Annotated in this window: 14 protein-coding genes; 7 read left to right on the top strand and 7 right to left on the bottom strand. The window is 72.3% G+C overall.

What is annotated here, in order from left to right; all coding sequences use genetic code 11:
* Window positions 1-231: 231 nt before the first annotated feature.
* The 4 genes from WME98_RS01585 to WME98_RS01570 form a co-directional block, all read right to left on the bottom strand.
* The gene (locus WME98_RS01585) at window positions 232-5,742 is read right to left on the bottom strand and encodes a DUF4215 domain-containing protein (protein ID WP_437949652.1); all 5,511 of its coding nucleotides are present in this window, start codon (window positions 5,740-5,742) and stop codon (window positions 232-234) included.
* Window positions 5,743-6,268: 526 nt separating this feature from the next.
* Window positions 6,269-7,288 (bottom strand): sensor histidine kinase, encoded by a 1,020-nt coding sequence (locus WME98_RS01580; protein ID WP_437949651.1) that lies wholly within the window; start codon window positions 7,286-7,288, stop codon window positions 6,269-6,271.
* Window positions 7,281-7,490, bottom strand: a complete 210-nt coding sequence (locus WME98_RS01575) for a hypothetical protein (RefSeq protein ID WP_437949650.1) — start codon at window positions 7,488-7,490, stop codon at window positions 7,281-7,283. The genes WME98_RS01580 and WME98_RS01575 overlap by 8 nt, the downstream gene beginning before the upstream one ends.
* A gap of 26 nt (window positions 7,491-7,516) precedes the next feature.
* Window positions 7,517-8,521, bottom strand: a complete 1,005-nt coding sequence (locus tag WME98_RS01570; protein ID WP_437949649.1) for a VOC family protein — start codon at window positions 8,519-8,521, stop codon at window positions 7,517-7,519.
* A 315-nt stretch (window positions 8,522-8,836) separates the two neighbouring features.
* Here WME98_RS01570 and WME98_RS01565 point away from each other — a divergent pair, with 315 nt between their 5' ends.
* Window positions 8,837-9,529: a hypothetical protein gene (locus WME98_RS01565; RefSeq protein ID WP_437949648.1), complete on the top strand. Its 693-nt coding sequence runs from the start codon at window positions 8,837-8,839 to the stop codon at window positions 9,527-9,529.
* A 111-nt stretch (window positions 9,530-9,640) separates the two neighbouring features.
* Here WME98_RS01565 and WME98_RS01560 read toward each other — a convergent pair whose 3' ends face one another.
* Window positions 9,641-10,201, bottom strand: coding sequence for a pyridoxamine 5'-phosphate oxidase family protein (locus WME98_RS01560; RefSeq protein ID WP_061627086.1), 561 nt, complete (start codon window positions 10,199-10,201; stop codon window positions 9,641-9,643).
* Between the two features lie 409 nt (window positions 10,202-10,610).
* Window positions 10,611-11,744 carry a hypothetical protein gene (locus WME98_RS01555; RefSeq protein WP_437949647.1) on the bottom strand — a complete coding sequence of 378 codons (1,134 nt, stop codon included), beginning with the start codon at window positions 11,742-11,744 and terminating at the stop codon, window positions 10,611-10,613.
* 540 nt (window positions 11,745-12,284) lie between these two features.
* On the opposite strand from WME98_RS01555, the gene WME98_RS01550 reads away from it, so the two are divergent.
* The 6 genes from WME98_RS01550 to WME98_RS01525 all read left to right on the top strand — a co-directional run bounded on the left by WME98_RS01550 (window position 12,285) and on the right by WME98_RS01525 (window position 19,374).
* Complete coding sequence (locus WME98_RS01550) at window positions 12,285-12,494, top strand: hypothetical protein (protein WP_437949646.1); 210 nt, start codon at window positions 12,285-12,287, stop codon at window positions 12,492-12,494.
* Window positions 12,495-12,625: 131 nt separating this feature from the next.
* Window positions 12,626-13,897: a hypothetical protein gene (locus WME98_RS01545; RefSeq protein WP_437949645.1), complete on the top strand. Its 1,272-nt coding sequence runs from the start codon at window positions 12,626-12,628 to the stop codon at window positions 13,895-13,897.
* Window positions 13,894-14,439, top strand: coding sequence for a glycine-rich domain-containing protein (locus WME98_RS01540; RefSeq protein WP_437949644.1), 546 nt, complete (start codon window positions 13,894-13,896; stop codon window positions 14,437-14,439). The genes WME98_RS01545 and WME98_RS01540 overlap by 4 nt, the downstream gene beginning before the upstream one ends.
* Window positions 14,436-15,605, top strand: coding sequence for an MFS transporter (locus WME98_RS01535; protein WP_437949643.1), 1,170 nt, complete (start codon window positions 14,436-14,438; stop codon window positions 15,603-15,605). The genes WME98_RS01540 and WME98_RS01535 overlap by 4 nt, the downstream gene beginning before the upstream one ends.
* Before the next feature lie 103 nt (window positions 15,606-15,708).
* Window positions 15,709-17,352: a flavin-containing monooxygenase gene (locus WME98_RS01530; RefSeq protein ID WP_437949642.1), complete on the top strand. Its 1,644-nt coding sequence runs from the start codon at window positions 15,709-15,711 to the stop codon at window positions 17,350-17,352.
* A gap of 237 nt (window positions 17,353-17,589) precedes the next feature.
* Window positions 17,590-19,374 carry a protein kinase domain-containing protein gene (locus WME98_RS01525; RefSeq protein WP_437949641.1) on the top strand — a complete coding sequence of 595 codons (1,785 nt, stop codon included), beginning with the start codon at window positions 17,590-17,592 and terminating at the stop codon, window positions 19,372-19,374.
* Window positions 19,375-19,397: 23 nt separating this feature from the next.
* Here the strand turns inward: WME98_RS01525 and WME98_RS01520 are convergent, their stop codons facing one another.
* Window positions 19,398-20,894 carry a sigma 54-interacting transcriptional regulator gene (locus WME98_RS01520; RefSeq protein WP_437949640.1) on the bottom strand — a complete coding sequence of 499 codons (1,497 nt, stop codon included), beginning with the start codon at window positions 20,892-20,894 and terminating at the stop codon, window positions 19,398-19,400.
* Window positions 20,895-21,386 lie beyond the last annotated feature (492 nt).

Here is a 21,386-nt window from a genome sequence, read left to right as displayed (position 1 = left end):
GCAGGACGCGCATGAGTCGCCGGGCCCCTGTAGGGCCACGTTCCAGCAGAGACAATGCCAGGAGCTCTCCGATGGCGCGGCGCAGGCTGCTGGCGCTGCTCCGCGTCGAGCTCGAAGGGCAGGTTCAGGGAGGGGATGGGGCAGCGCGGCGGCCCCCGGGACGGGGCCGCTCGGGCTCGCGGGGGCAGGCCTCGGCCTCTGCCTGCGCCCCGCGCGCCCGGTCGCGACGGGCTAGTTCGGAATGCCGTCGTTCTGGCAGGTCAGGCTGCAGCCGTCGCCGCTCACCTTGTTGCCGTCGTCGCACTCCTCGTGGGCGGTCTGGCGGATGCCGTCGCCGCAGTACGGACCGTAGACGCAGCCCGGCGCGCACTTGCCGTAGCCGCCGGTGTTGTTGCCGTCGCCGTCGTCGCACTTCTCGTCGCCGTTGCGGATGCCGTCGCCGCAGCGCGGGCCGAACACGCAGCCCGGGCCGCACTCGCCGTAACCGCCGTCGTTCTTGCCGTCGTCGCACTTCTCGCCGGCCTGAACGACCCCGTCGCCGCACTGGGCGCCGAGGCGGCAGTTCTTGCTGCAGCCCGTGGCCTCGTTCGGCGGATCGCACTGCTCGCCCCACTCCTCGTCGACCTCGTTGTCGCCGCACTTGGCCGCCGGCGTGCAGTCGGGGAGGCAGCTGCCGTAGACGCCGTCGTTCACGCCGTCATCGCAGGTCTCCGTCCCGTTGACGAGGCCATCGCCGCAGTACGGCCCGTACTGGCAGAGCGCGGTGCACCCGCCGTACTCGCCGCCGTTCCCGGCGGCGCCGAGGTCGCAGTCCTCGTCCGCGGGCTGGACGATGCCGTCGCCGCAGCGCGGCCCGTACACGCACGAGGGCGCGCACTCGCCGTACCCGCCGTCGTTGATGCCGTCGTCGCACTCCTCGCCGAACTCCGGCTGCGGCACGCCGTCGCCGCAGTGCGCGCCGAGCCGGCAGCTCTCGCAGTTCGAGTCGGTCTCGCTGTCGCACTCCTCGCCCCACTCCGCGTCGACGTGGTTGTCGCCGCACTTCGGCGCCGGCGTGCAGCCCGGGGCGCAGGTGCCGTAGGTGCCGTCGTTCACGCCGTCGTCGCACGCCTCGGCGCCGTTCACCACGCCGTCGCCGCAGTACGGCGCGTAGTCGCAGGACGCGGTGCACCCGCCGTAAGCGCCGTTGTTCAGCCCGTCGCCGAGATCGCAGTCCTCCTCCGCGTCGAGGACGATGCCGTCGCCGCAGCGCGGCCCGAGCAGGCACGCGGGGCCGCACTGCTCGTACCCGCCGTCGTTCACGCCGTCGTCGCACTGCTCGCCGAGCTCCGGCTGCACGATCCCGTTGCCGCACTGCGCGGCGAGCCGGCAGTTCACGCAGGTCGGGTCGCTGCTGTCGCACTCCTCGCCCCAGTCCCGGTCGACGTTGCGGTCGCCGCACCTCGGCGCCGGCGTGCAGCCCTGGCCGCAGGTGCCGTAGGTGCCGTCGTTCACGCCGTCGTCGCACGCCTCGGCGCCGTTCTTTACGCCGTCGCCGCAGTACGGACCGTAGTGGCAGGAGGCGTCGCACCCGCCGTAGGCGCCAGTGTTCATCCCCTCGCCAAGATCGCAGTCCTCCTCCTCCTGCAGGACGATGCCGTCGCCGCAGCGCGGCCCGAGGACGCACGAGGGCGCGCACTGGCCGTACCCGCCGTCGTTGATGCCGTCGTCGCACTGCTCGCCGAGCTCCGCCTGCAGCACGCCGTCGCCGCAGTGCTCGCCGAGCTGGCAGCGCACGCAGCTCGGGTCGCTGCTGTCGCACTCCTCGCCCCACTCCGCGTCGACGTGGCCGTCGCCGCACTTCGGCGCAGGCGTGCAGTCCGGGTTGCAGGTGTCGTAGAAGCCGTCGTTGACGCCGTCGTCGCACCCCTCGCCGCCGTTGACCACGCCGTCGCCGCAGGACGGCCCGATCTCGCACTCCGTCGTGCAGCCGCCGTAGCCGCTCGCGGTGTTGCCGGAGCCGAGATCGCACGCCTCGTACGGCGCGTTGACATTGCCGTCGCCGCAGCGGGGCGGGGCCACGCACCCCGGCGCGCAGGCGTTCGAGGCGTTGGCATAGGTGCTGTTGTTGACGCCGTTGTCGCAGGCCTCGGGGCCGTTCTTCACGCCGTCGCCGCAGTACGCGCCGAGCTGGCAGTTGTTGCACTGGCCATAGCCGGTCCCGTTCGCGCGGCCGTCGTCGCACTCCTCGCCCGGCGTGACGACCGGCGGGTCGACCCCGCACTGCGGCGTGCACACCGACGTTCCGGCGCTGAAGCCCGAAAGCGTGAGCTGGTAGTTCGATCCGACGACGTGGCGCTCGGCCTGGAACACCGCGATCTCGTAGACCTTGCCCGCCTCGAGGTTGAGGTTGACGGGGTAGGGGGCGCGGTTCGGGCAGTTGGCGCCGGTGCAGGGGGTCACGAGGGCGCTGCCGTCGTCCCGGATGGTCACGCTCTCCTGGATGCGCTCGTGGATGCCGCCGATGTCGACGGTCAGCGTGTTCTTGATGAACACCCAGACGTCGTCGTCACCGTAGAAGGTGAGCACCGGGTCGGCCGCGGCGGTGTTCGGGTTGAACTGGAACCAGTACCGGACCTCGCTCGTGAAGTAGAAGTTGTGCCCGTCGTTGCGCGGGTTCTCGTCCCCGGTGACGAGGAGGCTGTTGAGCGCGGGATCGTTGCCGGGGGGGTCGATGTCCACCGGCCAGAACGGGCTCCGCTCGTACACGAAGCTGCCGGGGCCCTGCGGGGTCAGCTCGATCGTGGTGAGGAGCGTCCGGTTGAACTGCGCGTTGTCCCGGTACCACCACTGGAAGTTGGTTTGCCCCGAGGTATAGCCGTTGTTGCGGGCCGGATCGAAGTAGCCGAGGCCGTGCGCGTTCACGGGCTTGCCGTCGGCGTCGAGCGTCGTCTGGACGGTGCCGTCGAGCTGCGCGCCGTCCGAGGGGGTGATCTCGAAGTCGAAGTGCCCGATGGGGTTGGCGTTCAGGCGGGCGTCGCACTGAGCGTTGCTCGTGTTGCGGTTGTAGGTGTCCGGGCACCAGCCGATGAAGTCGCGGATCACCATCGGCAACCGCATCTCGGTGGGCGCCACGGTGCAGACGTAGCCCGGCTCGATCCGGCACGTGGCGGAGCAGCCGTCGCCGCTCTCGGTGTTGCCGTCGTCGCACTGCTCGGTGGCGTCGCCGGGCAGGAGGATGCCGTCGCCGCAGATCGAGAGGCACGCGCCGGCCCTGCAGTCGGGCTCGCGCTTGCAGTCCGGCGTGCAGTTGTCGCGCCAGTTGCCGTTGCCGTCGTCGCAGACCTCGGTGCCCTCGCGGACGCCGTCGCCGCACACGGAGCGGCCCGTGCAGTCCTGGGGCTCGCCGTCGTCGCACACCCGGCCGGGCTCGATCCGGCAGGTCTCATCGCAGCCGTCGCGGTCGTCGAGATTGCCGTCGTCGCACTGCTCGGCGCCGACCTTGATCCCGTCGCCGCAGAGGGTCTTGCACCGGAACCCGACGCGCGAGCAGTCCCACCCGTCCTCGATGGTCTCGCAGTCGGCGCTGCAGCCGTCGCCGTCGGCCGGCTCCTCGCCGTCGTCGCACTGCTCATCGCCGCCGATCACGCCGTCGCCGCACACGGGCGGCGGGGGCGGGGTGCAGGGGCCGCCGGCCGGCGGGCACGTCCAGCCCACCTCGATCTTGCACTGCGGGGTGCAGCCGTCTCCGCCGACGGGGCTCACCCCGCCGCCGTCGTCGCACTGCTCGCCGAGCTGCACCACGCCGTCGCCGCAGAAGGTCCTCTCGGTGCAGGGCTGGCCCGGCCGGCAGTTCCAGCCCTCCTCGAGCCGGCAATCGGCCGTGCAGCCGTCGCCGGACACCGGCGGATCCTCGCCGTCGTCGCACTGCTCCCCGCCGTTCACGCGGCCGTCGCCGCACCGGTAGACGAGGATGCACGGCTCGCCCGGCTCGGGGCACACGTACGCCGGGTCCACCGCCTTGCAGTCCGCGCTGCAGCCGTCGCCGCTCGCCGTGTTGCCGTCGTCGCAGATCTCGCCCGGGTCCACCACGCCGTCGCCGCAGCGGATCAGGAGCTCGCAGGGCTGCCCCGGCGTCGGGCAGGTGTAGAACGCCTCCTGCCGGCACAGGCTCGAGCAGCCGTCGCCGCTCGCGGTGTTGCCGTCGTCGCACACCTCGCCGGTCTCCTTGAGGCCGTTGCCGCAGACGGGCAGGCGCGTGCACGGCTGGCCGGGCCGGCTGCACTGATACCCCTCCTCGCGCATGCACGTGGCGCTGCAGCCGTCGCCGGACGCGGGCGGGCTGTCGCCGTCCTCGCACTCCTCCGAGCCGTTCACGCGGCCGTCGCCGCACCAGTACTGGAGGGTGCAGGGCACGCCCGGCGTGGGGCACGTGTAGATCGGCTCCACCGTCTTGCAGTCGGCGCTGCAGCCGTCGCCGCTCACGTTGTTGCCGTCGTCGCAGACCTCGCCCGGGTTGAGCGCGCCGTCGCCGCACCAGATCAGCAGCTCGCACGGCTGCCCCGGGTTCGGACAGGCGTAGAACGCCTCCTGCCGGCACAGGCTCGAGCAGCCGTCGCCGCCCGCCGTGTTGCCGTCGTCGCACTGCTCGCCGCTCTCGAGGAGCCCGTTGCCGCAGACCGGCAGGAGCTCGCAGGGCTGCCCGGGCCGCCGGCACACGTAGCCCGGCTCGCGCATGCACGTGGCGCTGCAGCCGTCGCCGGACACGGGCGGGTCGTCGCCGTCCTCGCACTGCTCGCCGTTGTTCACGCGGCCGTCGCCGCAGCGATAGAGGAGGGTGCAGGGCACGCCCGGCGTGGGACACACGTAAAGCGGGTCGAGCACCTTGCAGTCGGCGCTGCAGCCGTCGCCGCCCGACGTGTTGCCGTCGTCGCAGAGCTCGCCGGGGTCCACCCTGCCGTCGCCGCACCGGATGAGCAGCTCGCACGGCTCGCCCGGCGTGGGACAGTTGTAGAAGGACTCTTGCCGGCACAGGCTCGAGCAGCCGTCGCCGCCCACCGCGTTGCCGTCGTCGCAGATCTCGCCGGCCTCCTTGACCCCGTTGCCGCAGACCGGGACGAGCTCGCAGGGCTGCCCGGGCCGAGGGCACACGAAGCCCGGCTCGCGCTTGCAGTCGGCGCTGCAGCCGTCGCCGGACACCTCGTTGCGGTCGTCGCACGTCTCCGAGCCGTTCACCCGGCCGTCGCCGCAGTCGTAGAGCAGCTTGCAGGGCTCGCCCGGCGTCGGACAGACGTACGAGGGGTCGACGAAGTAGCAGTCGGCGCTACAGCCGTCGCCGTCCGCGGTGTTGCCGTCGTCGCAGAACTCGCCCGGGTCGACCACGCCGTCGCCGCACGCGATGGTCAGCACGCACGGCTGGCCGGGCGCGGGACACTCGCAGTAGGGCTCGATCTCGCACAGCCCGGAACAGCAGTCGCCGGGCAGGCTGTTGCCGTCGTCGCACGCCTCGCTGGCCTGGTTGATCATGCCGTCGCCGCAGGCGGGCTCCTGAGGCAGCTCGCACTCGGGGGGCGGGTCGTCGCCGGCGCAGGGATCCGGCCGCTCTCCGCCGCTGCCTCCCTGGCCGACGCCCACGCCGAAGTCGCTGCCGCCGCCGCCGCTCTCGCCGGAACCACTCGAGTTCGTGCCGGTCCCTGCGCCGCCTGCGCCGGGATCGCCCGTGGAGGGCGCTCCCCCGCCGCAGGCGGCAGCGACTTGCAGCAATCCCACCGCCAAAGCCAGATAAGACGTTCTCAAACTCACGACACACCTCGACGAACACGAGCGGATGCGCTCGGGCAGAAAGTCGACGACCCTGTTCCAGGGTAGCCCGGGCGCCCTTCACACCTCTAGACGAAAATCACTTCATCCTCCCCCACTCGGCCACATCTGCGCGGCGTCCCGTTCTCGGTGGACGCTACGAGAGCTCCGCTGACGATTGACGCGCGTTGCGCGACGCAGCGCCGGGTGGGGGCGGTGCTTTCTTTCTGCTGCTGTGGCACGAGCGACCGCGCGGCTTCGCAACCTGGTTCGCGCTTGACATTTGCGCTCCGACCGGAGGTCGCGATCTCGTTGATGTACAAACCAAAGGCTCCCGGCCTCGATGGTCGCGCCGCGGTCCACGAGCAGCTGCACCCGGCTCGCCTCGTACATCGGCCGCGTGCGCTCGATGTTTCCGAGGTACTCGTGGTCGCCGAGCGAGGCGAAGATGCCGAGTCGAGGGACCCTCGTGAAAACGGCGTGAACGCGGTCACCCGGCCGGCGCGAGCGGCAGATCGACCGCGAAGGTGGCGCCCCGCCCCGGGTTCGACGCGGCGCTCACGGCGCCGCCGTGCGCCTCGACGATGGCGCGGACCAGCGCGAGCCCGAGCCCGTTGCCCTGCTCGCGCCCGCGCGTCGTGAAGAAGCGATCGAACACCCGCGGGAGATCTTCTGCCGAGATGCCGGGGCCGGTGTCGGAGACGCGGATCTCGACGCGCCTGCCCTCGACCACGTCGACGCTCGCGTGCACCTTGCCGCCGTCGCCCGAGAACGACGCCGCGCTCTCGAGCAGGTTGCGGAGGACGGACTCGAACCGAGAGGCGACGCCGACGACCCGGGCGCTCGAGGCGCCGGAGACGGTGAAGCGGACCTTGGCGAAGCGCTCGTCGTCGGCCATGGCCACGACGAGCCCCCGCGCGAGCGCCGCGACGTCGACCCGCTCGCGCGCCTCGTGGAGCATCCCGGCCTCGGCGCGGGCGAGCTCCAGGAACTGGCTCACCAGCGTGTCGAGCCGGTGGCTCGACTCCTTGAGCAGCCGCGAGAGCCGGGCGGCCTGCTCGCGCTCGGCCGGCGCCTCGGCGAGCGCGTCGGCGCAGCCGCGGATCGTGGCCACGGGGTCCTTGAACTCGCGCGCGAGGTCCGCGACGAACGCCTCGTTCGCCTTGCGGCGCTCCGCGAGCGCCGCGAGCAAGGCGTTGAACGCCGCGGCCACGTCCTGCATCTCGGCCGGCCCCTGGAGGGGGAGGTCGGCGCTCGGGGTGGGCTCGCGGATCTTTGCGAGCGCGCGCCGGCGGAGCGCCTCGAGCGGGCGGACGAACCGGCGCGTGAGCCAGAGGGCGAGCAGCAGCGACAGCGGCAGGGTGATCGCGACGAGGCGCGGGAGCTCGATGCGCAGGTACAGGGAGAGGAGCGTGGGCGCGAACACGACGGCGACGACGAGCGCCGTCACCCGGAAGCGCAGTGAGCGGAAGAAGGGGAGCGGGCCGCGCCGCGCCCTCCCGTCATCCACGGAAGGCCCGGAATCGGTCGCCGGCGCCGATCACGGTCTCGACGCGATCGGAGGTGGTGTCGACCTGCTCGATCTGGCGGAGGACGGCGAGCGCGGCCGTCCCGCCGCGCGCGGAGAGCGCCGCGTGCCCCGCCTCCTGGAACGCGAGCGCGAGCACCTCGACCAGGGAGGCGTCGTCGTCGACGAGGAGGATGCGTGCCATGCCGCGCTCCCCGATGGTCGCACGGTTCAGCCCGCTTTCACACCCTCGGCCTGCCGGAACACGATCGCGGCGCCGAGCGCCGCCGCGGCGGGGACGAAGCGGTCGCCGGAGGCCGACGCCCTCAGCGGGAAGCCGTTCCCTTCCAGGAGCTGCCGCGCGGCGGAGGCGTCGCGCACCGCGACCGTGTAGGCGACGAAGGCCGGGAGCGCCGGGGCTCGCTCGCCCGGCAGGAGCGCCTCCAGTTCGGCGTCGGCGACGAGGGTGACGCGGGCGCCGTCGAGATCGAAGACGCGCGCCGGGCCGTCGGCGCGCGCCGCGCGGCCGAGGTACGTCGCGTAGCGGCGCTCGACCTCCGGCAGCGCCGCCCGGGCGACGCAGAGCACGGCGTCGACGAGGTCCACCGCGCCGTTCGGATGATCCATGTGGAGCTGCGCCTCGAGCAGCTCCGCGGGCGGGTTCTCCGCGATCGCGAGCCTCCCCTCGGGCGCGCGGCCCGCCCCGGCGCCCTCCGGAGCGTCGCTGTCGAGCTCGATGAAGCGGAGCGCCTCCACCCGCGGTCCTTGTGCGGTGTCCACCGGCCGCCGGACCGCGCTGACGCCCCCGTGGCGGATGCCCTCCGCGCTCAGCCTGCCGGCCGCGGCGTCGGCGTCGGGGGTCTTGAACACGAGGATGTGCAGGCCCTGGAAGCGCGCGAGGCACGCGGCGATCTTGGCGACGGTGCTGCGGATGGCCTCGGTGAGCCGCGGCAGGTGCTCGGGAGGCGCCTGGATGGGGACGAGCTTGGCGTCGCTCGGGATCCCGCCGGGGTCGTCGTCCCGGACGCAGCTCACGAGCTCGACGAAGTTGCGTCGGAAGTTGGCGTGGGTGTTCGCGGCGCCGAACGGCCTGGGCGGCTCGCCCTCCCTGGGCGACAGCATGGGGTAGGCGGGCGGCGACAGGCGGAAGCCGAGCCGGCGGTAGAGCTCGAGCCCTTCCTTCATATCGCTCACGACGTGGCCGACGTGGTGCAGGTGATCGATGTCACGACCCATTCAGGTCACCTCCGCCTCCTCGAGCGCTGGGGGGCGAGACCGCCGCAGGAGGCATCGGCGGTACGCCCGAGGAGCCTAGCCGAGGTCGCGGCGGCCCAGGCCGCGATCGCCGACGCGATCTGTGTCACGGCACATTCGAGCTCACTTGCTGCGGCGCTTTGTGGCACAAATGTGCCAGGGAAACGTGCGCCGAGTCGCGGAACAGGCTCGTTTTGGTGGCCGGCACGACCTGTGATTCATCAGTGCCAGCGGAAGCCATACCTCGCCTACGGCACATTTTTGTCGCCGAGTGCCAGAGGCTCCCGGGAGAACACCATGCCTTCTTTCTCGATCTCGAGAGGTTCCTCGCTGCTCGCGTTCCTGGTGAGCGCATTCCTCGTGGCCTGCTCGGGGAATGACGCCGACCCCGGCGGCTCCGGTGCCTCCGGCGGCACCGGCGGCACCGGCGGCACCGGCGGCTCCGGCGGCTCCGGCGGCGACGAGACCGGCGGCGGCGGCGCCGGCGGCGAGGCGAGCTGCGATGCCATGCGCGATGACGAAGCGCTCGAAGAGCCGATCTCGATCGTCGTGACGAACGAGCGGAGCACTCCGGTGTACTACTCCGCGGGCCCATTCGGCTCGATCGATTGGTGGATCGACGGCACGAACCTGCTCGGTTCCAGGATTCCGACCTGCGAGGGCCTGCTCATGGGCGAGCCCGGCGGCAACTTGGTCGGGGTGGCGTTCGACGAGATCGCGCCCGGCGCGTCGGTCACGATCGACTGGCACGGGCGTCTCGCCGAGTCGGCGCCTGTGGTCGCCGGCTGCGTCAGCCCGTCGCTCGAAGGAGAGCACGACACGTGCGACCGCTTCGAGCTCGTCGGCGACGGAGACCACGAGCTGAAGGCCACGGTCTTCCTGGAGCGCGACGAGGAAACGAGGATCGCAACGTCGCCGCTCCCGGTCATCACCGTGCCCTTCACCCTGCCGACCGAGAGCATCGCCGTGACCATCCCGGAAGATCCGTAGTCCCGGCGCTTGGTCGTCCTATTCCCGGCCACGGGACGGGCCTGGCCAGCGTGCGCGGGGCCAGGTCGCCCGCCGGCGAGCGTCGGGCGGGGCCGCGCCGGCTCCGCCGGATCACTCGTTTGCGGGTGGATCGGGCAGGCCTGGCAGGCCGTCGATGCTCGCCGCGTTCTTCTCCCGCCGGTACCGCGAGAGGCCCTCGTTCCCCTTGCGCTCCGCCCATTTCGACAGCGTGTCTCGCTCTCCCTCGTAGGCCATGCGCGGCACGGCGTATCCGCACGACGTGGCGACGCGCTCGAGCGCGACGCGGATCACCGACCGGACGCCCGGGAGCTGCGGAAAGAGGCCCGCGAGCGCGTCGAAGCGCGGATCGCCGGGGAAGACCGGCTCGCCGCGGCCGTACAGGCGCACGATGCGGGGCGGGCCGGAGAACGCGCAGAACATCAGCGTGATGCGGCCGTTGTCGCGGAGGTGCGCGACGGTCTCGACGCCGCTGCCGGTGAGGTCGAGGTAGGCCACGGTCCGGGGGTCGAGGACGCGGAAGGTGTCGTGCCCCTTCGGCGACAGGTTGACGTGCCCGCCGCTGCCCGAGGGGGCGGAGGCGACGAAGAAGAGGTGTTGCTCGGCGATGAAGCCGGTGAGGTCGTCGTCCAGCTCGGAGAAGGTCTTTCCCATGGATCCTCGGGGGGGACAGGGGCGCGCGAGGGCGCTCGTGGGGGGCGCGTCCGTGCGCGGGGTGATCGGAGCCGTGGCGTGCGGTCGGGCCGCGCGAGGCGCCACTGGAGCGAGGCTGTTGGTCCTGGCGAGAGAGATTCTGACGCAAAGGCGCAAAGGCGCAAAGGCGCAAAAAGAAGAGGGTGAGGAGGGGCAAGGAGCTCCGTGCCTGGTTCCCTCCCATGTGAAGCGGACGAGCCTGGTCATGCGGCGCTTGTCTACTCCATCTTGTCTTTTTGCGCCTTTGCGCCTTTGCGCCTTTGCGTTGAAATCCGAGCTCCGCGATCGTTCAGGCGATCGCGGGCTCGCCTCGTCCCTCATCACCGGTTCGCGCGCCCGCCATCGCGCCGGGAGCCGCGCCGTGCGCCGTTCAGGGGTTCAGATCGCCGCTGTACGAGAAGCCGGTGCCCAGCGGGATCATGATGCGCTGGATGATCGGCAGGTTGACGTGGGCGCGCAGAGCGCCGTTGTCCAGGCCACGCCCCGTGCAGGCGGAGAACGCGACATGGATCGCGCCCTTGCCGGCGGCGTCCTCCACGAGCAACACCGCATCTGCAGGGGGCGGCGCAGGCGGGTGCAGGCACTGCTTGGGATCGACATCGGGGTTGGGCCCGGGCCTCGACGCATTGAGGGCGGCGGCCAGCGCGGCCGCCTCTCGCCCGGACAGGCGCGCGGAGGTCCGCAGCACATCGCCCCTCGGGCCGTAGTAGCAGATGGAGAGCGACGACGGGTCGCGAGGCGCCAGGGCCGAGCGCGCGCCGGGGTGCGCCGCCTTGGGAGGGCGCCTGTCAGGGCAGCCGTTGTGATCGACGCTGACGAGCTGCGCGCTGTCGAGGATCCGGCGGGTGATCTCGGGATCGTGGGTCCGGACCGAGATCAGGATCTGCCGCGACGGGATCCTCAGCCAGCCGAAATGGCGGCCGTCCGCGCCCCGCCCCTCCGTGCGCTCGGCGCTCACGCCGCCGAGCGACACGTCGCGGCGCGTGAACTCCGGGCCCTTCTTCACCTCTTCCGGCGCATCGGCGCCGATCTGCGCGACCTGCTTCGTCGGCTTCTCCGGCGTCAGGCACCCGAGCTGGAGCATCTGTGCCCGGACGACGGTGGGCCTGTCGCTCATGTTGCAGCCGTAGTCGTTGACGGCCCAGTCGGCCGGGACCTCGATCTGCACGCCGAGGGAGCTCTCGAACCGCCACCCCGCGGCGGCCGCCGGTGGCGGCGTCGCGGCCGGCGCGGCGCTGGCCGTGGGCGCGGCGCCGGCGGTGGGCGCGGCGCCGGCGCTCGCCGCGGCGCTGGCGGCGGGCGCGGCGCTGGCGACCGGCCTGGCCTCGACAGCGGCCGTCCCTGACCGGTCCGGAGCGGCGCGCGCGCAGCCCGCGGCCCCCAGCCCGAGCGCGCCGGCCGCGAGCACCCCCGTCAGGGCCCATGCGGTCGGGCGCCACCGCCGGACCGGGCGCCGCTGCCGCGGCGGCGCGTCGATGTTGCCCCCGCCGGCTCCGGTCCACACGCGCGCGCTCGTTTCGCTGTCTCGATCTGCGTTGGCCATCGCTGTCCCTCACCGTTCGCGCGGCGGAGCGGAGCCGCCGCATCCCCCACCTACGCACGCGCTCCTGCATCGATCTACACGAAAACCGGAGCCCGTGCCGTTCGTCCGGCAGCCTGAACGGTCCGTGCCGGGTCGGCCGACGAGATAGGGGAGCGCTCCCCGGACGAATCGGTTCATCTGCCATGACGCGATCCGGGTGTGATCGCAGACGCCCGCGCCGCAATCGTATCGTGTCGGTTGAATGGCGCGCTCGCTGCGTGATGCGTCGGGATAGCTGCGCTGCCCATGGGCCGCCCCTCTCGATCGATGTCCGGACAACGCGATCCAGCCCCGGGCTCCGCTCCTTGACCCCCATTCCTGGACCCATATAGTCAGCTGGACGGTCGGGCTGCACACAATCCGTGTCTGCCGTGCCGTCGAGCACGCGACCGCGGCAGCGCGCGGGTCGTGGACGTGTGCGCTGTTCACGCATCGACCATCATCACAATCTAGGAGGCTCGAATGGAACACCTGATTCGGCAGATCGCTCAGGACCGTCTCTGGAACCAGTGGGTCGCGGCCAACTCGGCCGGTGAAGCGACCCTCGACGCCGGCTGCATCTCGAGGAAGGACGGCTGCATCTCGAGGAAGGCCGGCTGCATCTCGAAGAAGGCCGGCTGCATCTCGAAGAAGGCGGGCTGTATCTCGAAGAAGGCCGGCTGCATCAGCTGACAGGGCCACCCGGGCGGCGAGCGAGGCGGAGCGCCATCGCATTTGCGGGCTTCTGCCTCGCTCGCGGCCGCCCGGACCCTGGGGAACAACGCTTCTCGACGGCCCGCCCGGCCGTCTCCCGGAGTCGACCGATGGACGCCCAACGACAGACGCTCGCCGCGATGATCGAAGAGGTCAGGGACATCCCCATCTACCGCACGTCCATCGAGGCGGGCTCGTTCCCGATCCTCGAGAAGCCGGAGATCGCCAGGGGCTTCCCGGACAACTGGATGACCCCGAGGCTCGCCGCGGCGCTCGAGGCCGGCGAGGCGGAGCTCGTGCTCTCGACCGGGACCAACCACGCGCGGATGCAGATCATCCGCCCGCCCTTCTTCCTGCTCAAGTCCTATTACCGGCTGTGGAGCGAGCACCCCGACATCGCCATCACCTGGCAGCAGGGCTGCCAGCGCGTCTCGCTCACCACCGTGCTGGCGACCGAGCACGTGGCGCGGCTCAGCGCGAAGCGGCGCGGCGCCCCGGCGCCGGCGCATCCGAGCCTCGAGGAGCGCCGGCTCGACGAGCGGACGCTCTACCTCAACCTGCAGCTCGACCCGGCGCTCTGGGAGCGCAGCGACGTGGAGCGCATGCTGGGCGAGATGACCGCCGTACAAACGGCACATCCGCGAGGCTTATACCACCTCGACTGCGACAGCTACCACCTCGCTCACCTCGTGCAAAAGGCCCTCTCTTCTGGCGCGTGGCAGCGCTTCCCGAGGCCGGCCAGCATCGTCCACGCCTACGAGTACACGCCGAGGAACGTGCGGCGGCTGCTCCAGCAGCGCTTCGACTGCCCGATCGTCGACCTGTTCGGCAGCACCGAGCTCGGGTATCTGTATTTCAGCGATCGTCACGGGCGATACTGGCCCTATCTCGACAAGATGCACCTCGAGCTGATCCCGGTCGAGGAAGGCAGCGCTATCTACAGCCTCATCGTGTCGAGCGTGCGCAACCCCCACATGCCGCTGATCCGCTATCGCTCGGGCGACTGCGCCGAGACGGTCGACGGCTCGCCCGACCCGCTCCGCATCCGGCGGTTCTGCGGGCGCGAGCGCGAGCTGCTGCGGCTCGGGCGCGGCGGCCTGCTCTCCCAGGCCCACCTCGACGACTGGATCGCCGCGTCCGCGCCGTCCATCTTCGTCTACCAGCTCCGCCCGAGCGGCCCGCACGAGGCGCGGCTCCTGTACACCACGTTCGACGGCAGGCCCATCGGAGCGGCCGCGGCGCGCGCGCTGCGACAGGCGATCTCGGACGGCGCCGCGCTCGACTGCGCTCTCGAGCACCGCGAGCACATCGCGATCGGCAAGTCCGGCAAATACGCATGGCTGGTGCACGAGACCGAGGCCGCGGAGCGAGGTGGCGTATGAAGACGGAACAACCCAGGGTGACGGCCGCCGCGCTGAAGGCGTTGCTCGACGACGCCTTCTTCTCCGGGGTCGTGCGGCACTTCGCGCGGACCACCGGCGAGGAGCCCGCGTACGTCGAGCGCCAGGTCATCGAGTGCCTGAGGTACCTGTACCTGGTGTCGCGCTACCCGGAGCGGCTGGCCGGGCTGTTCCTGCCCGTGGAGCAGGCGATCGACGAGGTCTGGCACTACCTGATCTTGCAGACGCGGGAGTACCGCGAGCTCTGCGAGGAGCGCCTGCCGGGGCGCTTCTTCATCCATCACCGCAGCTTGCCGTACGAGGATTACCAGGAGACGCAGCCCAGCCGGGAGCAGGCGCTCGAGGAGGCGCTGCGCTGGCTTCCGCTCTACCGCGAGGAGTTCGGCCCCTTCGACGAGGGCGCGCTGCCCCACTGGACGATGGTGCGTTTCCTGAGCGAGCGCCTCGGCCTGTCCCTGGGCGCCATCGCGGCGCTGGATGCGGAAGGCGAGCCCGCGCGGCCCGGCGCGGAGCGCTCCCGTTGATCCGCCGCGCGCTCGCCGCCGCGCCGGCCGCGTCCGTCAACACGGCGGTCCTGCTGCTGTGCCAGGTCGCCGGGATCGCCGGCGTGGTCTCGATCCAGTTCGTCGGCAGCGTGGTGGGCGAGCGGCTCGCGGGGGACATGCGGCTCGCGACCGTGCCGGTGGCCGTGCTGGTGCTGTCCTCGGCGCTGGGCACCTGGCCGGCGAGCCAGCTGATGCGGCGCTTCGGGCGCCGGCCCTGCTTCATCGCCGCGGCGCTCCTGTCCGCCGGCTGCCTCGCGCTCGCCGCGCGCGGGGTGGAGACCTCGGACTTCGCGCTGTTCTGCACGGCGGTCCTCGGCGTCGGGCTGCACGGCGCCTTCGTGCAGCAGTATCGCTTCGCGATCCTCGAAGGGCAGCCGAGCGGTCGCGCGCCGCGCCTGCTGACGATGATCCAGCTCGCCAGCGCGGCGGGCATCGTCCCCGGCATCTCGCTCTTCGGCCTGCTGGAGGGGCGGACGTCCAGCAGCATGCCGACTACCCTGCTGATCCTGGCGGCGCTCCAGGCGATCTCGGCGCTCTCGTTCGCGGCGTACCGGCCGCAGGAGGCGCTCGCCGCCGGGGCCTCCGCCGCGCCCGACGCGCGCGCGCGCGCCCTGTACTGGCCGATGGTCGCCATGGGCGCAGGCGCCTTCCTGGTGATGAGCCTGATCATGGTGCCGACGCCCTTGCAGATGTGCGGCGTCGAGCAGCGCTCGGTCAAGGAGGCGAGCTGGGTGATCGAGGTGCACCTCCTGAGCATGTACCTGCCGTCGCTCTCGGTCGGCGCCTTGCTCAAGCGGATGTCGATCGCGGCGCTCCAGGGCGTCGGGCTCGGGTTCCTGCTCGTGGGCTTCATGCTCAGCTGGATTCCGGGGTTCGAAGGGCACCTGGTCGGCCTTTCGTTGGTCGGGATCGGGTGGTGTTACGTGTTCGTGACCGCGACGACCCTGGTCGCGCGCAGCCGCTCGGGCGCCGAGCGCTTTCGCGCGCAGGGCGTCAACGATCTGTGCGTGTTTGCCGGAAGCGGCGCGGCCTCGCTCTCGTCCGGAGCGCTCCTGTCGGCGCTGGGCTGGAGCGGCCTGTTGCACCTCGGCGTGCTGCTGGTCGTGAGCTTGATGGCGCTCGCCTGGAACGTCCACCGGGCCTGAAGGCCATCGCCCCGGGCGGCGCCGCGCCGCACGCATCACCGCAAACGCCGCGCGGGGCGAGCAGCGCCGCGCGCACATCCGTGTCCGGAGGGAGGCGAACATCATGTCCGAGGTGGAGTCGAATCGTTCGGTGGGCGGCGCGGCGCCGGTGGGCCGCTTCGATGCGGTCGTGGTCGGCGCCGGGTTCGCGGGGCTGTACATGCTTTACCGCCTGCGCCAGCTCGGCCTCTCGGCGCGGGTCTACGAGGCGGGCAGCGGGGTGGGCGGCACGTGGTTCTGGAACCGCTACCCGGGCGCGCGCTGCGATATCCCCAGCATGGACTACTCCTATTCGTTCTCGTCCGAGCTCCAGCAAGAGTGGAAGTGGACCGAGCGTTACGCTACCCAGCCGGAGATCCTGCGCTATCTCGAGCACGTCGCGGACAGGTTCGAGCTCCGCCGGGACATCCAGCTCGGGACGCGCGTGACCGCGGCCGCCTTCGACGACGGGACGGGCCGGTGGCTCGTCCGGACCGACGACGGCGCGAGCGTGTCCGCCGGGTTCCTGATCATGGCCACGGGCTGCTTGTCCGCGGCGAAGACGCCCGATCTCCCCGGGATCGAGCGCTTCCAGGGCGCGCGGTACCACACGAGCCGCTGGCCGCACGGAGGCGTCGACCTCCGCGGCAAGCGCGTCGGCGTCCTCGGCACCGGCTCGTCCGGCGTCCAGGTCATCCCCATCATCGCCGAGCAGGCGGCCCGGCTCTTCGTGTTCCAGCGGACCCCCTGCTTCAGCGTGCCGGCGCGTAACGCGCCCCTGGATCCGGCCTACGAAGCGTGGATGAAGGCGAACTACGCCGAGTACCGGCGCAAGGCCCGCGAGACGCGCGCCGGGGTCGTTATGGAGGTCAACCCGAAGTCCGCGCTGGAGGTGTCGCCCGAGGAGCGGGAGCGCGCGTACAAGGCGCGATGGGAGCAGGGCGGCACGTCCTTCCTCGTCACGTTCTCGGACGTGATGCGCTCCCGCGAGGCCAACGAGACGGCCGCCGAGTTCGTCCGGTCCCAGATCCGCGCGACGGTCCGCGACCCCGCGGTCGCCGAGGCGCTGTGCCCGCGAGAATACCCGCTCGGCACCCGGCGCCTCTGCGTCGATACCCGCTATTACGAGACGTTCAATCGAGACAACGTCACCCTGGTCGACCTGAACGCGTCGCCGATCGAGGAGATCACCGAGCGGGGGCTCCGGACGCGGAGCGCGGAGCACGCGCTGGATTGCCTCGTGTTCGCGACGGGCTTCGACGCGATGACGGGCGCCCTGACCCGCATCGACCTCCGGGGCAGGGGCGGCGCGTCGCTGAAGCAGGTGTGGGCCGACGGCCCGCGCACGTACCTCGGCCTCGCCGTCGCCGGATTCCCGAACCTGTTCACCATCACCGGCCCGGGCAGCCCGTCGGTGTTCAGCAACGCGATCGTCTCCATCGAGCAGCACGTGGAGTGGATCGCCGACTGCCTCGCGTACCTGCGCGCGCGCGGCCTCGAGCGCATCGAGGCCATCGCCGAGGCGGAGGACCGGTGGGTCGCGCACGTCAAGGAGGTGGCCGACGGCACGCTCTATCCCCTGGCCCATTCCTGGTACATCGGGGCCAACATCCCCGGCAAGCCGCGCGTCCTCATGCCGTATGCCGGCGGCGTCGGGGCCTACAGGAAGCGGTGCGAGGAGGTCGCGGCCCAGGGGTACGCGGGGTTCGCGCTGGCGAAGGCGGGGTGAACGGCGGCGGCGTGGGCTCGGCGGAGCCCCGGCCACGGGTGCGCCGCCTGCAAACGAGCAGGAAATCAACGGGTGAAAGCACCCCTCCTGCTGGGCTCACGAGAAAGTGAATGTCGCGCGAGCGCCGCGCACCGGAGCCGCCACGACCGGGCGCTCCCCCGCATGAGCCTGGCATCGAAAATGCAAGCGCTGCCACCGACCCGGGCTCGAGCCAGGGCCCAACGCGCCTGATTGGACATGCTGCTCGTGGACGCTACGACGATGAACGGCAGGTACACCCTTGGCCGGCTGATCGGCAAAGGGGGGATGGGGGCCGTTTACGAGGCCGATGACGTCGCGCTGCAGCGCCGCGTCGCCGTGAAGGTCCTCTCCCCGGAGCTCGCCCGCGGCCGGTCCGCCCTGGGCCGGTTCGAGCGCGAGGCGCGGGCCGCGAGCGCCATCCGGACCGAGCACATCGTCCGCGTGCTCGACGCCGGCGTGGATCGGGCGACGGGCTCGCCGTTCCTGGTCATGGAGCTGCTCCGCGGCGAGGACCTCGCGCACCTCCTCGACCGCCTCGGCCCGCTGCCCCCCCGGCTCGCGCTCCGGATCGTGGCCCAGGCGTGCGTCGGCCTGCAGAGGGCGCACGAAGCCGGGGTCGTGCACCGGGACATCAAGCCGGCCAACCTGTTCCTCGCGCGGCGCGAGGGGGGCGGCGGGCTCGTCGTCAAGCTGCTCGACTTCGGCGTCGCGAAGATCCGGCCAGCCCACGATCCTCGCCGGGATACCACGGGGCTCACGTGGTCCGGACACGTGCTCGGGACGCCGCGCTACATGTCCCCCGAGCAGGCGCGGGGCATCAAGGACATCGATCATCGGACCGACCTCTGGTCGCTCGGGGTCGTGCTCTACCGCGCGCTGGCCGGTCGAACGCCGACCGAGGACGTCAAGTCGGTCGGCGAGCTCATCACCTCCCTGGTCGCCGACCTGCCCGCGCCGGTCCAGGACTTCGCGCCGTGGGTCCCGCCCGAGGTCGCCGCGGTCATCGACGGCGCGCTCCAGTACCAGCCGGCCGACCGGTATCCGAGCGCCTCCGCGATGCGCGACGCCCTCCTGCCGCTGCTCGGCGAGGACCCTCTCTCGCTGGACGAGAGCCTGTTCGTCCCCCTGGCGCCGTCCGAGCGCCTCACGGTCGCCCCGCGGTTCGAGCCGCGGGTGAGGGCGCGCGCCCCCCGGCGGCCGATGAGCGGCGCGGGCGGCGCGCAGCGGTGGAGGGACCTCCCGCTGGACAGCGGGACCGCGACCCCGGACGAGCGGACGCTCAGCCGGGACTACGGCGCCCTCGGCGAGCCGACGCTCAGCCGGGACTACGGCGCCCTCGGCGAACGGACGCCCAGCCGGGACTACGGCGCCCTCGGCGAACGGACGCCCGGCCTGGACCGCGGCGCGCACGGCGAGCGGACGCTCGGACGGGACCACCGCCCCGACGAGCGACCGGAGCGACCGCCGAGCGAGCCCGCGCGGCCGCCGCACCGGGACTGGACCAGGTTGCGGCTCTCCGCCTTCGCGCTGCTCGCCGCGGGCTTCGGCGGGGCCGCGATGCCCTGGCCGGCCGACGCGCCCGGCGCGGCGTCCGCCGGGGTGCTGCGCGCGATCCACGGCGCGCTGGAGGCGCCCTCGGTCGAGCGCCCGGCGCCCTCGCCGATGCCCGAGGCGTCCCCGTCCGCGCGCCGGATCGGGCGGGCGATCGCCCCCGGGGAGGCCCCGGCGGAGATCGACCGGGCGCCCGCGGCGCGGAACGACGGCATGGCGGCGCTGCCCGGGATCCCGGGGGAGGTCCGCGACGTCCTGGAGGGCGATGGGGAGACCGAGGTCATCGTCGCCGACGCCGGCGCCGCCGCGGCGAAGCGGAAGCAGGTGTCGCGCCGGGCTTCCGGGAGCCCGGCGCGCAAACCTCGGCCCGCGGCGGCGAGCGCGGCGCCTGCCGCGGCGCCGCCCCCCGCGGACGCGAGCGACCCGCTCCTCCCCCAGCGCTTCGAATAGCCGGCGTCGACCGCCGCGTCGGGTCAGCGGAAGTCGTCGACGTTCATGTTGTACCGCCGGATCCACCGGTGCACCTGCGCGCGATCCCTCCCGAGCTCGCGCGCCACCGCGGCGACGTTGCCCCGCTGCTGCACCAGGAGCTCCCGCAGCGCCTTCTCGTCCGGGCAGGCCCGCGGGGGCAGCGTCCCCCTCGGCGCGTCGGCGCCCTCGCGGGCCGAGGGCGCCGCCTCGTCCTCCGGGGCCAGCGTGGCGCGGGCCTCGTCCGCGGGCGGCGGCTGCGACGCCGAGCTCCGGGCGCCGTAGCCCCGCATCCGGTCCCGGATCTCGTCGCTGAGGTCCTCGACGTCGAGCTCGGCGCTGCGCGCCCTGGCGGCCCAGCGCTTGATGAGCGCCTCGAGCTCCCGCACGTTGTAGGGGAAATCGTGGTGGAGCAGGCCCGCCATGAACGCCATGCCGGGGCGCGCCTCGGGCCGACCGTGGCGCCTCGCGAGCGCGACGCACAGCGAGAAGATGTCTTCCTTGCGCTCGCGCAGGGGGGGCAGCGTGATGCTGAGCTCGTTCAGGCGAGCGAACAGGTCGGCGCGGAAGGCGCCCGCCTGCTGGAGCGCGTCGAGGTCGCGGTGGGTGGCGGCGACGATCCGCACATCGACCTGCTCGGGCTGCGACGCGCCGAGCGGCATGACCTCCTTCGACTGGATCACCCGGAGGAGCTTCGCCTGGGCTTCGAGCGGCATATCCCCGATCTCGTCGAGCAGGAGCGTGCCCTGGTGGGCCGCGCGGAGGATGCCCACCCGGTCGCGGTCGGCGCCCGAGAAGGCGCCGCGCCGGTGTCCGAAGAGCTCCCCCTCGATGAGCGCGGCGGGGATCGCCGCGCAGTTGACGACATGGAGCGGCCCGCGCCTGCCGCTCCAATCGTGGAGCTGCTCGGCGAAGATCTCCTTTCCGGTCCCGCTCTCGCCGAGGATCAGCACCGACAGCTCGCTGCGCGCGATCTCGCGCAGGCTCCCGGCGAGGCGCTGGCTCTGGTAACCGCCGACGATCCGGCTCGTCGAGGCGCGCGGCCGGGGCTTCGCCGGCGCGTCCGGATCGTCGAGATAGGCGCCGTCGATGCGGTAGTGCGCGTAGCTCTCGGCGTCGCTCTCGACGAACTTGAAGATGGCGTCGCCGATCCGGATCTCGTCGAGGTGCGCGAGGACGGCCTCGGCGACGAACTCGCCGTTATGCAGCGTGCCGTTGCGGCCGCCGAGATCGACGAGCCGCCAGACGCCCCCGCGCCGCTCGATGCGGGCGTGTTGGCGCGACGCGGTGCGCGTCGGTACGCAGATGTCCGCGCTCGGATCGCGGCCGAGGACCGAGCCCGACTCGGGCAGGGCGTACGCCGGGCGAAACTGCTCGTAATTGGGCGCATAGAGCAGCACGATGCCCGCCCCCGAGCCCACGGGTCCGGCGACCGGCGTGCAAATTTGCATCGAGGCTGTGGTGCCGAGGCTCTTCGTCGACGGCCAGCGTTCGCCGGGCATTGCGAGGACGATGCTATCAAAGCTCCTCCCCGCGCGCGCGCTTTGTTCCGTCCGGATCACGCGCTCACAGCGTCGTTCCTGTGCGACACCGCGGCAGGCTCTCTTGTCGATCGCCGCTCAGGCAGCGAGCCTGCCATTCTCGTGACCGCAGGGCTGGCGCTCGCGATGGCGGAAGAAACGTCGGTGACCTCTGCAGTGCTCGATGCGACAGAGGACTGCGGCGCAGGCTGCGGCGACGCGCCGTCCTGCGGGACAGCGGCTCAGCGACGTCGGTGGATGTCACCGTGAATGCGTGCCTGGCACGGCGACGTGCGTGCCAGGGCACAGCGAAGGCGTGCCAGGCACCCGGCCCGCCCCGCGCCGCCCACGCGCCCCGCGCCGCACCCACGCCGGCGCCCTCTCCGGAGCCTATTGCAGGGCCCCACGCTTTGGCCGCACCATGCGTGATGTGGCCTGGGGAGAGGCACGGCGCGGCGCAGCGCAGCGCTGCCC

Source organism: Sorangium sp. So ce296 (assembly GCF_051529605.1).
GTDB lineage: Bacteria > Myxococcota_A > Polyangia > Polyangiales > Polyangiaceae > Sorangium > Sorangium cellulosum_D.
The sequence above is the reverse complement of the archived record's forward strand: the minus strand, read 5'-3'. Positions and strand labels throughout refer to the sequence as shown.

Coding starts and splice junctions, on each gene's coding strand:
- WME98_RS01565 (WP_437949648.1), top strand. CDS start 8,837: ATGCCTTCTTTCTCGATCTCGAGAGGTTCCTCGCTGCTCGCGTTCCTG.
- WME98_RS01545 (WP_437949645.1), top strand. CDS start 12,626: ATGGACGCCCAACGACAGACGCTCGCCGCGATGATCGAAGAGGTCAGG.
- WME98_RS01540 (WP_437949644.1), top strand. CDS start 13,894: ATGAAGACGGAACAACCCAGGGTGACGGCCGCCGCGCTGAAGGCGTTG.
- WME98_RS01530 (WP_437949642.1), top strand. CDS start 15,709: ATGTCCGAGGTGGAGTCGAATCGTTCGGTGGGCGGCGCGGCGCCGGTG.
- WME98_RS01570 (WP_437949649.1), bottom strand. CDS start 8,521: ATGGGTCGTGACATCGATCACCTGCACCACGTCGGCCACGTCGTGAGC.
- WME98_RS01520 (WP_437949640.1), bottom strand. CDS start 20,894: ATGCCCGGCGAACGCTGGCCGTCGACGAAGAGCCTCGGCACCACAGCC.
- WME98_RS01525 (WP_437949641.1), top strand. CDS start 17,590: ATGCTGCTCGTGGACGCTACGACGATGAACGGCAGGTACACCCTTGGC.
- WME98_RS01575 (WP_437949650.1), bottom strand. CDS start 7,490: ATGGCACGCATCCTCCTCGTCGACGACGACGCCTCCCTGGTCGAGGTG.
- WME98_RS01560 (WP_061627086.1), bottom strand. CDS start 10,201: ATGGGAAAGACCTTCTCCGAGCTGGACGACGACCTCACCGGCTTCATC.
- WME98_RS01550 (WP_437949646.1), top strand. CDS start 12,285: ATGGAACACCTGATTCGGCAGATCGCTCAGGACCGTCTCTGGAACCAG.